This window comes from Stenotrophomonas sp. Steno-Z10-BAI (assembly GCF_056393115.1).
Genome location: NZ_JBWJOZ010000007.1, coordinates 203,800 through 215,499, shown reverse-complemented (window position 1 = coordinate 215,499; position 11,700 = coordinate 203,800). Strand labels below are relative to the sequence as shown.

Here is an 11,700-nt window from a genome sequence, read left to right as displayed (position 1 = left end):
AAGCTCCCCTGTCAGCGCACCCCGGTATGGCCGAATCCACCCGTTCCCCTGGCGCTGTCGGTGAAAGTATCCACTACCTGAAGCGCCACGCGTGCAATCGGCAGCACCACCAGCTGGGCGATGCGATCGCCGGGCTGCAGCGTGAACGGCTCACGGCCGCGGTTCCAGGCGCTGATCAGCAGCGGGCCCTGGTAATCGGCGTCGATCAGGCCGGTGCCGTTGCCCAGCACGATGCCGTGGCGATGGCCAAGCCCGGAGCGCGGCAGCACCACGGCGGCCAGGTTCGGATCGGCGATATGGATGGCGATACCACTGGGAATCAGCGCGGTGTCGCCGGGCTGCAGGGTGAGTTCGGTCTCCAGCGCGGCGCGCAGATCCAGCCCGGCGCTGTGTTCGGTGGCGTAGGCCGGCAGCGGCCATTCGTCGCCGAAACGCGGGTCGAGCAGCTTGACCTGCAACGGCTGCAGGGAGGAATCGATGGTCATGCGTGCAACCTCTGGGCAATCAGGGACAACAGTTGTTCGGCCAACACAGCCTTGGAGGTGCCGGGGAACACCTGTTCGCCGCCCTGCCAGTAGGCCGTGGCCGCGTTTTCATCGCTCTCGAAACCGCCGGTGCTGATCCCGACCTGGTTGGCGATCACCAGGTCCAGGCGCTTGTCGACCAGCTTGCCGCGCGCGTACTTCTCCACATCGTGGGTCTCGGCGGCGAAGCCGACCACCAGCTTGAGCGCGTTGGTCTGCGTGGCCACTTCGGCCAGGATGTCCGGGGTGCGCACCAGTTCCAGGGTCAGGCTCTGGGTGTCGGCGGTCTTCTTGAGTTTCTGCGGGGCAACCTGGCGCGGGGTGTAATCGGACACCGCGGCCGCACCGATATAGATGTCGGCCGGCAACGCACCGAGCACCGCTTCGCGCATCTGCGCGGCCGAGCGCACATCAACGCGCTGCACACCGGCGGGCGTGGCCAGCTGGACCGGGCCACTGACCAGCACCACCTGCGCGCCCAGGCGGGCGGCGGCGGCGGCCAGGGCGTAGCCCATCTTGCCGCTGCTGCGGTTGCCGACGTAGCGCACCGGGTCGATGTCTTCATAGGTGGGGCCGGCGCTGATCAGCACGCGAAGGCCCTTCAGTTCACTGCTCGGCGGTGGCTCGGCGGGGGCCGGCGCGTGCAGCCCGGCCAGCGCGGCCACGATCGCGTTCGGTTCGGTGAGCCGACCGGGGCCGGACTCGCCTTCGGCCAATGGACCGTCTTCCGGCCCGATCACCTGGGCACCGCGCTCGCGCAGCAGGCCGATATTGGCCTGCGTGGCCGGGTGCAGCCACATGCGGTGGTTCATCGCCGGGCACACGGTCAGCGGCGCGGTCGTGGCCAGGCACAGGGTGGTGACAAGATCGTCGGCGTGGCCGTTGGCCAGGCGCGCGAGCAGATCGGCCGTGGCCGGCGCGACCACGACGCGATCAGCCCAGCGTGCCAGCTCGATATGGCCCATGGCCTGCTCGGCCGCGCTGTCCCACAGGGTGGTGCGGGTGGGCTGGCCGGACAGCGCCTGGAAGCTCAGTGGGGTGACGAACTGCTGGGCCCCGGCGGTCATCGCGACCTGCACCTGGGCTCCGGCATCGCGCAGGCGGCGCACCAGTTCCAGCGACTTGTAGGCAGCGATCCCGCCACCAACGCACAACAACAGCTTCTGGCCTTCCAACGGGCGCGCGGACGCCGGAGAAGCCTGGGGGGAGTCAGCCACCTTGGGTGTTCCTGTCGAACCGAGGCGATTAGCTTACCCGATGGTCCGTAAGCCGCCTGATGCGCCAGCGGCATAAGGAGGCAGGTTTTCGTCATAAGGAACCGCCTGACTTGGCACGATGCCCTGCATTTACCGACACGATGCCGCCCGGTTCACCGATGGTGGCCCGCTCCGCACCGAGGGAGACTGGGGCCATGTCGATCCGAGACTGGCCCAGTGCCGAGCGTCCCCGCGAAAAGCTGCTTGCCCAAGGCGCCGGCGCCCTGTCCGATGCCGAGCTGCTGGCGATCTTCCTGGGGTCCGGCCTGCGCGGCCGCGACGCGGTCGAAACCGCCCGCGACCTGCTGCAGGCCCACGGTCCCCTGCGCAACCTGCTCGACCTCCCGGCCGCCGCGTTGGCGGCCCTGCCCGGCCTTGGGCCGGCGCGCAGCTGCAAGCTGGTGGCCGGGCTGGAACTGGCGCATCGGCATCTGGCGGCCGAGCTGGCCCGCGGCGAGAGCCTGCGCGACCCGGCCGCCGCCGGGCGCTACTTCAAGCAGCGGCTGCGCGCCCGGCCCAACGAGGTGTTCGCCGCGTTGTTCCTGGACAACCAGCACCGCACACTGGCCTGCGAGGAGCTGTTCAGCGGCACGGTGGATGCCGCGGCGGTCTACCCGCGCGAAGTGGTCCGCCGCGCCCTGCTGCACAACGCAGCCGCGGTGATCGTCAGCCACAACCATCCCTCCGGCAGTGCCGAGCCCTCGTTGGAGGACCGCCGGATCACCGCACTGCTGCAGCAGGCCTTGGCCCTGGTGGATATCCGTCTGCTTGACCATGTCGTGATCGGCGACGGGGCACCGGTATCGATGGCCGCGCGCGGCTGGATGGGCCCCGGAACCACCTGAGCCGGGGTGGGAAACGGCGCCGCTCGGCCCCGGTTCAATGGATCGGGGTGGCTTCTGGGCTAAAATTGCCGATTCCGCCGCTCCAGTCCCAAAGCAGGCCTTGTGAAAAATCTCCTCCGCGCCCTGATCAGCCAAGGCATCGAAGCCTTGCGCGCCAACGGCACTCTGCCGGCCGATACCCTGACCCCGGAATTCGTGGTCGAACGCCCGAAGACCCGTGAGCACGGCGATTTCGCCACCAATGCCGCGATGCTGCTGGCCAAGCCGGCGCGCAGCAACCCGCGCGCCCTGGCCCAGGCGCTGCTCGATGCGCTGCCCAAGAGCAATGATGTGCTGCGCGTCGAGATCGCCGGCCCCGGCTTCATCAATTTCCATCTCGCTCCCAGCGCTTACCAGCGCGAAGCGGCCAGCGTGCTCAAGGAAGGCGCCGATTACGGCCACAACCTGAGCGGCAACGGCCGCACCGTGGGCGTGGAATACGTGTCGGCCAACCCGACCGGTCCGCTACATGTCGGCCACGGCCGCGCGGCGGCGATCGGTGACTGCCTGGCGCGCCTGCTGGAAGTGAACGGCTGGAACGCCAAGCGCGAGTTCTACTACAACGACGCCGGCGTGCAGATCGAAAACCTGGCGCTGTCCACCCAGGCGCGTGCGAAGGGCCTCAAGCCCGACGACGCCGGCTGGCCGGAAGCCGGCTATCGCGGCGATTACATCGAGGATGTGGCCAAGGCCTACCTGGCCGGCGCCACGGTGGAGCTGGAAGGCCACTCGGTGGTCGGCGAGCGCGACCCGGACAACCTCGATGCGATCCGTCGCTTCGCGGTGGCCTACCTGCGCAACGAGCAGAACCAGGACCTGGCCGCGTTCGGCGTGGATTTCGACATCTACTTCCTGGAAAGCTCGCTGTACAAGGACGGCAAGGTCGAAGAGACCGTCGCCCAGCTCAACGCGGCCGGCCATACGTATGAGGAAGGCGGCGCGCTGTGGCTGCGCTCGACCGACTTCGGTGACGACAAGGACCGCGTGATGCGCAAGTCCGACGGCACCTATACCTACTTCCTGCCGGATGTGGCCTACCACCTCTCCAAGTGGCAGCGCGGCTACGAGCGCGCGATCACCGAGCTGGGCGCGGACCATCACGGTTCGCTGGCGCGCGTGCGTGCCGGCCTGCAGGCGCTCGACGTCGGCATCCCGAAGGGCTGGCCGGAATACGTGCTGCACCAGATGGTGACGGTGATGCGCGGCGGCGAGGAAGTGAAGCTGTCCAAGCGGGCCGGCAGCTACCTGACCCTGCGCGACCTGATCGAAGAAGCCGGCCGCGATGCCACCCGCTGGTTCCTGATCGCGCGCAAACCCGATTCGCAGCTGACCTTCGATATCGATCTGGCCCGCCAGCAGAGCAACGACAACCCGGTGTTCTACGTGCAGTACGCGCATGCCCGGGTGTGCAGCCTGCTGCGCCAGGCGCAGGAGAAGAAGCTGAGCTACACGCCGGCCGAAGGTCTGACCGGCCTGTCGTCACTGGGCGATGAGGCATCGCTGTGGCTGATGGTGGAAATGTCGCGCTTCCCGGAAGTCGTCGAAGCGGCCGGTCTGGCGCTGGAACCGCACCTGATCGCGCAGTACCTGCGTGAATTGGCGCACGCCTTCCACACGTGGTATCACGGCACGCAGGTACTGGTAGCCGACGAAAGCGAACGCAACGCCAAGCTGACGCTGGCCTGCGCCGCGCGCCAGGTCCTGGCCAATGGTCTGAACATCCTGGGCGTTTCCGCCCCGGAAAAAATGTAAGCAGTGGAGAAGCAGTAAATGGCAGCACGACGCGGCAAGAGCCAGGCACGGCGCAACAGCAACCAGGGCACCCCGGGATGGGTGTGGCTGGTCGCGGGTGTGGCGATTGCGGCCGTGGTGTTCCTGGCGGCACCGAACCTGTTCAAGAACGACGGTGATGGCTTCCTGCGGGTCGGCCCGCAGCCGGACTCGAACGCCCAGCCGGCCCCGGTGAGCGATGCCGATACCGACGTCGGCACCGAGCTGCCCAAGCCCGGCGCCGCCAAGCCCGCCGAACCGGCCAAGCCGGCGGCGACGCAGTACGACTTCTACACCCTGCTGCCCGGCAAGGAAGTGGAAATGTCCGATGCCGAGCTGGCGGCCAGCGCACGCGCCGAAGATCAGCGCCGTGCCAAGGCCGATGCGCAGCGCGCGCAGGCGGCGCTGGAAGGCCGTCCGTTGCCGCCCGCACCGGCGCCGACCAGCACCGCCGCGACCACCACGCCTGCGCCGGTCAGTACCGCTGCGTTGCCGGCGCCGGTGAATGAACGTCCGGCTGCCACGCCGGCACCGGCGGCATCGGCCCCGGCCACGGTGGCCACCGCGCCGAAGCCGGATGCACCTGCGGCGACCGCCCCGGCTGCCGCCGCTGCCGCCGCCGATCCGGCCGCGGGCAACGTGCGTTACATCCTGCAGGCCGGCGCCTTCGGTGCCTCCGGTGATGCGGAAGCGACCAAGGCCAAGCTGGCGATGATCGGCCTGGCTGCACGCGTGGAATCTGCCCAGATCAACGGCAAGACGGTGTACCGCGTGCGCATGGGGCCGTATGGCAGCGCGGGCGAGCTGGCCGAAGCCAAGCAGAAGCTGGATGGGACCGGGCTTCAAGCGATGGCGATCAAAGCGCAATAAGGCGCGCGCCCCTGCACTCCAACGGGGCTGTTGCTCCAGATGCAACTTGGACGCCGGCCCTTGGGTCGGCGTTCTTGTTTCAGGCAGCCGCCCTCGCTGGCGGCAAGCGGGGCATGCGCTTCAGTCGCGCGCGACCTGGAACCCGGCGAACGACTGGCTGACCGGCATCACTTCGAGGCGATTGATGTTCAGGTGCGCCGGCAGCGAGGCGACCCAGAAGATCTGCTCGGCGATGTCATCGGCGGTCATCGGGTTGGCACCGGTGTAGAGCTTGTCCGAGGCCGCCTGGTCGCCATGGGTGCGGACCACGGTGAACTCGGTTTCGGCCATGCCCGGCTCGATCGTGGTCACGCGCACGCCGCTGCCGTGCAGGTCCGAGCGCAGCCCCAGCGAGAACTGGCTGACGAAGGCCTTGGTGCCGCCGTAGGCGTTGCCGCCCGGGTACGGGTACACGCCGGCGACCGAGCTGATGTTGATGATCGCGCCCTTGCGTGCGACCAGCTGTGGCAACAGGCGATGGGTCAGCGTCACCAGGGCGGTGACGTTGGTGTCGATCATGGTGCGCCAGTCTTCCAGCGAGGCGCTCTGGGCCGGGGCGGTGCCCTGGGCCAGGCCGGCGTTGTTGACCAGCAGGTCGATGTCGGCGAAGCCGGCCGGCAGGGCGGCCAGGGCCGCTTCCATTGCCGCGCTGTCGCGCACGTCGAACACCGCCGCGTGCACGCGCTCGGGACCGTAGGCATCGACCAGCGGCTGCAGGCGCTCGGCACGGCGCCCGGTGGCGATCACGCGCCAGCCGGCCTGGGCGAAACGGTGGACAGCGGCGGCGCCAAAGCCGGAGGTGGCGCCGGTAATCAGAGCGGTACGGGTCATCGAGGTACTCCGTGGAGATCCCGACCATTTTCGCACCGATGCCCGCCCGGTGCAGAGCCGGGCGCTGCTCCGCTGCCTGCCGCTACGGGGCGTCGCGTCAGCGGATGCGGAACACCCGTGCCTTGGGCAGGTCTTCATCCACCTGCAGGAACCAGCGTCCGGCAATGCCCGGCACCACGACAATCCCGGGGTTGCTGCGGGCGGTCTTGAGCGTCATCTCGCCCTTGAGCACCTGCCACTGCTGGCCGTTGTCGAGGGTGAACACGGTGCCGGGAGCCCAGCCGCTCACCTGGCCGGTGACCTTGGCGGTGATGGGGCCATCGTCCAGCCCGGGGAACATCGGGGCCGGCGTCGGCACACCCGGGCCTGCGGCAGGTCCTGCCGCGACGGCCACCGGTGCCGGGGCATCGGCCTCGGCCTGGCGCAGCAGGCGGTTCAGCGTCTGCAGCTGGGCCGGGGTCAGCCCGACCTCGGCCAGCGCCTGCGGATCCAGCCGCTGTTCCAGCGCCACATACGGAACCTGCGCGCCCGCCTGGCCCGCCAGCAACATGCCCACACACCCGAGTACCTGCCACCTGCGCATTGCCTGCTCCACTGCCTGTCGATGCCTGATCGCGGCACTGTGCTTCACTTTCATGGCAGCCAGATGACAGCGACCACCGGTCGCAGCCGGCGGCGCGCCCGGCACGGGGTAAAATGGCCGCCAGCCGCGCAGCCGCGCCGGCGGTATTGGACGTCCCATGATCAACAACGATGTACTGCGCAGCATCCGCTACATGCTCGACCTCAGCGACGGCATGATCGCCGACACCTGTGCCCTGGCCGATCCGGCCTTCGTGGTCGACAAGGCCGATGTGGCCGGCTGGCTGCGCAAGGAAGACGAAGAAGGCTTCGTGCCCTGCGACGACCGCACCCTGGCGCATTTCCTGGATGGCCTGATCGTGCATTTCCGTGGCCGCGACGAGAGCCAGCCGGTGCGCCCGGTGGAAAAGCGCATCACCAACAACCTGGTGCTGAAGAAGCTGCGCGTCGCCTTCCAGCTGAAGGACGTGGACATGCACGACGTGTTCGACGCCGCGGGGTTCTCGGTCTCCAAGCCGGAACTGTCCGCGCTGTTCCGCCAGCCGGACCACAAGAACTACCGCGCCTGCGGTGACCAGATGCTGCGCAATTTCCTCAAGGGCCTGACCCTGCGCGTGCGCGCCGCCTGAGTGAGGCCTTGATGCGTGGCTCCGGTGCCGGGGCCACGTGCTGCAGCAGCGCCTCCATGAAGGCCCGCGCCGCCGGCGTGGGCAGGTGTGACCAGACCGCATGTACGCGCCGCGTCGGTGCGCCCTGGATCGCCACACAGGCAACATCGCTGAAGCCGGCCGCGATGGCCTGCGGCACGATGCCCACCGCCAGGCCCTGCTGTACGAAGCGCTCCACCAGCGCCATGTGATTGATCTCGAACGGTACCCGGTGCGGCAGCCCCGCGGCGGCGAAGGCTTCATCGGTCTGCCTGCGCGCACCACTCCCATGCGCGAAATCCACCAGTGGCAGCTCGGCCAGCGTCGCCAGCGAGAGCCGTTTACGCCTCGCCAAAGGGTGGTCCGGAGGCAGCACGGCGACCATCGATTCCTCGGCCAGCAATCGGTGCTGGGTGCCCTCGATCGGGGTGCCCGGCGACAGCCCGACCAGCGCCACATCCAGCCGCCGCTCGCGCACATCGGCCATCAGCACTTCGCTCTTGTCCATGCGCAGGCGGAACTCGACCTGCGGATAGCGCCGGTGAAAGGCCGCCAGGCAAGCGACCAGATCCACCGCGGTCAACGAGGTGATCTGGCCGATGTGCAGGATGCCGCGCACCTGGCCACCGACGGCGGCAACGTCATCGCGCAGATGCCGCAGCGAGGCGAGCACCTGGCGTGCGTGCGTCAAGAGTGCTTCACCGGCGGGCGTTACCCTGACCTGACGCGGCAGGCGCTCGAACAGCGTGGCCTGCAGTTCGTCTTCAAGATGGGCGATCTGGTGGCTCAGCGCCGACTGCACGACGTGGCAGCGCTGGGCGGCACGGGTGAAGTTGCCTTCTTCGGCCAGCGCCACCGCGAACTCGAGTTGCTTGAGGTTCATCGTGCCATCTCATTTTCAGATGCATTGGATGATAACTATTCATTTCCCTCATTTTCGGATCGGGCGGACACTGGCGCCCCTTCTTTCCTGGAGCCCGTCATGACCCACGACGTGCCCTCGCCACTCAGCCGCTGGCAGGTGCTGCTGATGGCCTTCGCCACCGGTGTGGCCGTGGCCAGCAACTATTACGCGCAGCCGCTGCTGCACACCATCGCCGGGCAGTTCGGGGTGTCCTTCGCGCGTGCCGGGACGGTGGTGACCGTGGCCCAGCTGAGCTATGCGGCGGGCCTGATCCTGCTGGTGCCGCTGGGCGATCTGTTCGAACGGCGCCGGCTGATCGTGGTGATGTCGCTGCTGTCGGCGGCGGGGCTGGTGCTGAGCGCGCTCAGCCATCAGTTCGTCTGGCTGCTGGTCGGCACCGCGCTGACCGGGCTGTTCTCGGTGGTGGCGCAGGTGCTGGTGCCGTTCGCGGCAACGCTGGCGCGGCCGGAAGAGCGCGGCCAGGTGGTCGGTACGGTAATGAGCGGCCTGCTGCTCGGCATCCTGCTGGCGCGCACGGTGGCCGGGGCGCTGTCCTCGCTGGGCGATTGGCGCACCGTGTACTGGATCGCCGCAGCCGCGCTGGTGCTGACCACGGGCATGCTGTATCGGCATCTGCCGCGCTTCCATCAAACCGCCGGGCTGGGCTATCTGCAGCTGCTGCGCTCGATCGGCACGCTGTTCGCGCAGGAACCGGTGTTCCGCCTGCGCACCGTACTGGGCGCGTTGAGCTTTGCGATGTTCGCGATCTTCTGGACGCCATTGGCGTTCCTGCTCGCGGCCGAACCGTATGGCTACAGCGATGCGACGATCGGCCTGTTCGGGCTGGTGGGTGCAGCCGGCACGCTGGCCGCCGGTGTAGCCGGGCGCATGGCCGACCGTGGCAAGGCCGCGTTGGCGACGACCGTGGCGCTGGTGCTGCTGGCCGCATCGTGGCTGCCGCTGGGCTTCTCCACGCACTCGCTGATCGCACTGGTGCTGGGCGTGATCGTGCTCGACCTGGCCGCGCAGCTGTTGCACGTGAGCAACCAGAACGTGGTGTACGCCCTGCGACCGGAAGCACGCAACCGGCTCAATGCCGGCTACATGACCGGGTATTTCATCGGCGGCTCGCTGGGCTCACTGGCCTCGGCGCAGGTGTTTGATCGCTTCGGCTGGACCGGCGTGTGCCTCACCGGTGCGGGCGTTGCGCTGGTGGCGATGGGCATCTGGGCGGTGTCGCAGGCAAAGCGGGAGCTTTGAAACCACGCCACCGCGGGACGTAGGCAAGGGAACGGTAGATCCACGCATGGTGTGGATCTACCCGAACGCGCCTCAGAAGGTGGTCTGTACCGCGACCTCGACGCGCGATCCCGCATTGCCCGGGAACAGGCGTTTCGCGGCGCCGCCGGTGTCGTGCCCGGTCACCCGCAGCTCCCACGGGCCGTGCACACGCCACACCACGCTGAGCTGGCCGTGCAGGTAATCATCGGCCTGCGCGCTGTCCAGCCAGTAATGGCCCACCGCGCCCTCGACACGCCACTGCTCGCCCAGCGGCAAACGCGCGCCGAGCTGCGCATAGGTGCCGCCGTGGCCGCCGGCCAGCGCGTTGTCGGACACGCCGACCTGCAGCCAGGCGCGTTGCCGCCAGGTCACCGTGCCATTGAGCTCGGTCCAGTCCAGATCGACCGTGGTCGAGGGATAAAGGTAGCGGGTCAGATTGACGTCCACGCTCCAGTCCGGCGTCAGCGCACCGCTCCAGCCGGCGATGAGGTCGAATTCGCTGCGCGCGCCGTTGTCCGGGCGGAACGAGACGCCCGAGCCCCACGCCGAGGCATACCAGCCGTTGGCCGTACTGAGCTTCACGCCGGCCTGCGCGGCCGGATCGCCGTCGCTCTGCGAGCTGCCGCGCCAGATGTAATCCGAGGTCAGCGCTGCATTGCCTTCCACCGCGGCCGCGGCCGCCCCGCTCATGACCAGCCCCACCAGCACCACGCCGCAGCGCAGGCGCTGTTTCCACTGTTGATCCACCACGTGTCCCACTCCAGATGACGGCCGCGCCGTCGAGAGCGATAGTCTCCCCAGGTGGGCCGTAACGCCGCCATGGCCTACCCGCGCGATCGGCGCAACGTTTCTGTAAATCCTGCGTCAGGATGGCGCCCGCGGGTGCGCGGTATCATGGCCACTCTGACCTGTTGCGAGTAATGGCGTGGACGCGATCCTGACCCCGGTATCGATTGGCGAGCTGATCGACAAGATCACCATCCTGGAAATCAAGGCCGACCGCATCGCCGATGCGGGCAAGAACGCCAACGTCCGCAAGGAACTCGAGGGCCTGTGGCCGCTGTGGCAGCAGCAGGTAAGCGCTCAGCCGGGGCTGGAGGCATTGAAGACGCAGCTCAAGGCAATCAACGAGCGCATGTGGGAGATCCAGGATCAGCTGCGCGACAAGGAAGCGGCGCAGGTGTTCGACGATGCCTTCATCCAGCTGGCGCGCGGTGTCTATGGCACCAATGGCGAGCGGGTCAAAGTGAAGAACGAGATCAACCGCATCGCCGGCTCGCAGCTGGTCGAAGAAAAGCAGTACCAGGGCGAGTAAGCCCGCCGGTGCGCGCCGGGCTCAGTGCCCGGTCGCGGCCATGAAGCGTTCGCGGTCCTGCTGGGTGCGCCGGCGGATTTCAGCCAGCGCTTCATTCTCGGTGGCTTCCAGCATCGATTCGAACAGCCGCTGGAAGTGGTTGCGCATGGCCGACCGCGCCGCTGCCGGGTCGCGCTGGCGCAGGGCATCCAGAATCCGGGTGTGTTCCTCGTCGCGGGTGTCATCGTCGTTGTGGCAGACGTTGGCGTAGACCTGCTTGACCCGCGGCAGCTCGTTGCGCATCCGCCAGATCAGCTGCACGCAGTGCTCCACCACCGGGTTGCCGGCGATCCGCGCGATCGACAGGTGGAACTGCCGATCCGCCTCGCTGGCCGCTGCCTCGCCCGAATTCGGGTCGACCATGGCCGCGATCAGGCCGGCCAGGTCCTCCAGTTCGGCATCGGTGATGCGGCTGGCCGCCATCGCGGCCGCCTCGGCCTCGATCACCGCACGTGCCGCGGTCAGGTCGAACGCCGAGACGTCGGGCAGTGCGCCCGGCGCCTGCGACGGCTTGGCCTTCACGTAAACGCCGGAGCCGGTCTTGATGGTGATCAGGCCCTGTGCTTCCAGCGCGATTTCTGCCTCGCGCACCGTCACCCGGCTCACGCCCAGACGTTCGGCCAGGTCGCGCTCGCCCGGCAGGCGCGAGCCCGGCGGGAATTCGCCCTTCTCGATCAGCGCGACGATTTCGGCAGCAATGGACTGGTAAAGACGGGGTTCGGACATCATCAAAGGCCTGCTGACAGGTGGCTGGGGAC

General features: G+C 68.3%; 13 protein-coding genes. 6 read left to right on the top strand and 7 right to left on the bottom strand.

Features of this window, described 5'->3' with window-relative positions; translation table 11 throughout:
• Positions 1-11: 11 nt before the first annotated feature.
• Both dut and coaBC read right to left on the bottom strand, forming a co-directional pair.
• Positions 12-485: a dUTP diphosphatase gene (dut, locus tag AC06E9_RS16855; RefSeq protein ID WP_046272982.1), complete on the bottom strand. Its 474-nt coding sequence runs from the start codon at positions 483-485 to the stop codon at positions 12-14.
• Complete coding sequence (gene coaBC / locus AC06E9_RS16850; protein ID WP_121044094.1) at positions 482-1,741, bottom strand: bifunctional phosphopantothenoylcysteine decarboxylase/phosphopantothenate--cysteine ligase CoaBC; 1,260 nt, start codon at positions 1,739-1,741, stop codon at positions 482-484. Before coaBC ends, dut begins: the two co-directional genes overlap by 4 nt.
• 194 nt (positions 1,742-1,935) lie before the next feature.
• Between coaBC and radC the strand changes: the two genes are divergently transcribed.
• The 3 genes from radC to AC06E9_RS16835 all read left to right on the top strand — a co-directional run bounded on the left by radC (position 1,936) and on the right by AC06E9_RS16835 (position 5,304).
• Positions 1,936-2,625, top strand: a complete 690-nt coding sequence (gene radC / locus AC06E9_RS16845; RefSeq protein ID WP_121044096.1) for a RadC family protein — start codon at positions 1,936-1,938, stop codon at positions 2,623-2,625.
• A 102-nt stretch (positions 2,626-2,727) separates the two neighbouring features.
• Positions 2,728-4,416: an arginine--tRNA ligase gene (argS, locus tag AC06E9_RS16840; protein ID WP_121044099.1), complete on the top strand. Its 1,689-nt coding sequence runs from the start codon at positions 2,728-2,730 to the stop codon at positions 4,414-4,416.
• Positions 4,417-4,434: 18 nt separating this feature from the next.
• On the top strand, positions 4,435-5,304 hold the full coding sequence (locus AC06E9_RS16835; protein ID WP_478056475.1) for an SPOR domain-containing protein: 870 nt from the start codon (positions 4,435-4,437) through the stop codon (positions 5,302-5,304).
• A 120-nt stretch (positions 5,305-5,424) separates the two neighbouring features.
• Here AC06E9_RS16835 and AC06E9_RS16830 read toward each other — a convergent pair whose 3' ends face one another.
• A complete protein-coding gene (locus AC06E9_RS16830) occupies positions 5,425-6,174 on the bottom strand; it encodes an SDR family NAD(P)-dependent oxidoreductase (protein ID WP_121044105.1) in 750 nt (249 codons plus the stop codon).
• A gap of 97 nt (positions 6,175-6,271) precedes the next feature.
• Positions 6,272-6,757 carry a hypothetical protein gene (locus AC06E9_RS16825; RefSeq protein ID WP_478050234.1) on the bottom strand — a complete coding sequence of 162 codons (486 nt, stop codon included), beginning with the start codon at positions 6,755-6,757 and terminating at the stop codon, positions 6,272-6,274.
• 157 nt (positions 6,758-6,914) lie between these two features.
• On the opposite strand from AC06E9_RS16825, the gene AC06E9_RS16820 reads away from it, so the two are divergent.
• On the top strand, positions 6,915-7,385 hold the full coding sequence (locus AC06E9_RS16820) for a YehS family protein (RefSeq protein WP_152152868.1): 471 nt from the start codon (positions 6,915-6,917) through the stop codon (positions 7,383-7,385).
• Here the strand turns inward: AC06E9_RS16820 and AC06E9_RS16815 are convergent.
• On the bottom strand, positions 7,351-8,286 hold the full coding sequence (locus AC06E9_RS16815) for a LysR family transcriptional regulator (protein WP_478056474.1): 936 nt from the start codon (positions 8,284-8,286) through the stop codon (positions 7,351-7,353). The two genes, AC06E9_RS16820 and AC06E9_RS16815, sit on opposite strands and share 35 nt — an antisense overlap.
• A gap of 99 nt (positions 8,287-8,385) precedes the next feature.
• On the opposite strand from AC06E9_RS16815, the gene AC06E9_RS16810 reads away from it, so the two are divergent.
• Positions 8,386-9,567 (top strand): MFS transporter, encoded by a 1,182-nt coding sequence (locus AC06E9_RS16810; protein ID WP_121044113.1) that lies wholly within the window; start codon positions 8,386-8,388, stop codon positions 9,565-9,567.
• Between the two features lie 72 nt (positions 9,568-9,639).
• Here AC06E9_RS16810 and AC06E9_RS16805 read toward each other — a convergent pair whose 3' ends face one another.
• Positions 9,640-10,278, bottom strand: coding sequence for a TorF family putative porin (locus AC06E9_RS16805; protein WP_121044508.1), 639 nt, complete (start codon positions 10,276-10,278; stop codon positions 9,640-9,642).
• 235 nt (positions 10,279-10,513) lie between these two features.
• On the opposite strand from AC06E9_RS16805, the gene AC06E9_RS16800 reads away from it, so the two are divergent.
• Positions 10,514-10,903 carry a DUF6165 family protein gene (locus tag AC06E9_RS16800; RefSeq protein WP_121044117.1) on the top strand — a complete coding sequence of 130 codons (390 nt, stop codon included), beginning with the start codon at positions 10,514-10,516 and terminating at the stop codon, positions 10,901-10,903.
• A gap of 21 nt (positions 10,904-10,924) precedes the next feature.
• Here AC06E9_RS16800 and AC06E9_RS16795 read toward each other — a convergent pair whose 3' ends face one another.
• Positions 10,925-11,668, bottom strand: coding sequence for a FadR/GntR family transcriptional regulator (locus AC06E9_RS16795; RefSeq protein WP_088432357.1), 744 nt, complete (start codon positions 11,666-11,668; stop codon positions 10,925-10,927).
• Positions 11,669-11,700: the final 32 nt, after the last annotated feature.

Excerpts from the sequence above, each read along its gene's own strand:
- AC06E9_RS16815 (WP_478056474.1), bottom strand. The coding sequence starts at position 8,286 with ATGAACCTCAAGCAACTCGAGTTCGCGGTGGCGCTGGCCGAAGAAGGC.
- AC06E9_RS16805 (WP_121044508.1), bottom strand. The coding sequence starts at position 10,278 with ATGAGCGGGGCGGCCGCGGCCGCGGTGGAAGGCAATGCAGCGCTGACC.
- AC06E9_RS16795 (WP_088432357.1), bottom strand. The coding sequence starts at position 11,668 with ATGTCCGAACCCCGTCTTTACCAGTCCATTGCTGCCGAAATCGTCGCG.
- AC06E9_RS16820 (WP_152152868.1), top strand. The coding sequence starts at position 6,915 with ATGATCAACAACGATGTACTGCGCAGCATCCGCTACATGCTCGACCTC.
- dut (WP_046272982.1), bottom strand. The coding sequence starts at position 485 with ATGACCATCGATTCCTCCCTGCAGCCGTTGCAGGTCAAGCTGCTCGAC.
- AC06E9_RS16810 (WP_121044113.1), top strand. The coding sequence starts at position 8,386 with ATGACCCACGACGTGCCCTCGCCACTCAGCCGCTGGCAGGTGCTGCTG.
- AC06E9_RS16830 (WP_121044105.1), bottom strand. The coding sequence starts at position 6,174 with ATGACCCGTACCGCTCTGATTACCGGCGCCACCTCCGGCTTTGGCGCC.
- AC06E9_RS16835 (WP_478056475.1), top strand. The coding sequence starts at position 4,435 with ATGGCAGCACGACGCGGCAAGAGCCAGGCACGGCGCAACAGCAACCAG.
- radC (WP_121044096.1), top strand. The coding sequence starts at position 1,936 with ATGTCGATCCGAGACTGGCCCAGTGCCGAGCGTCCCCGCGAAAAGCTG.
- AC06E9_RS16825 (WP_478050234.1), bottom strand. The coding sequence starts at position 6,757 with ATGCGCAGGTGGCAGGTACTCGGGTGTGTGGGCATGTTGCTGGCGGGC.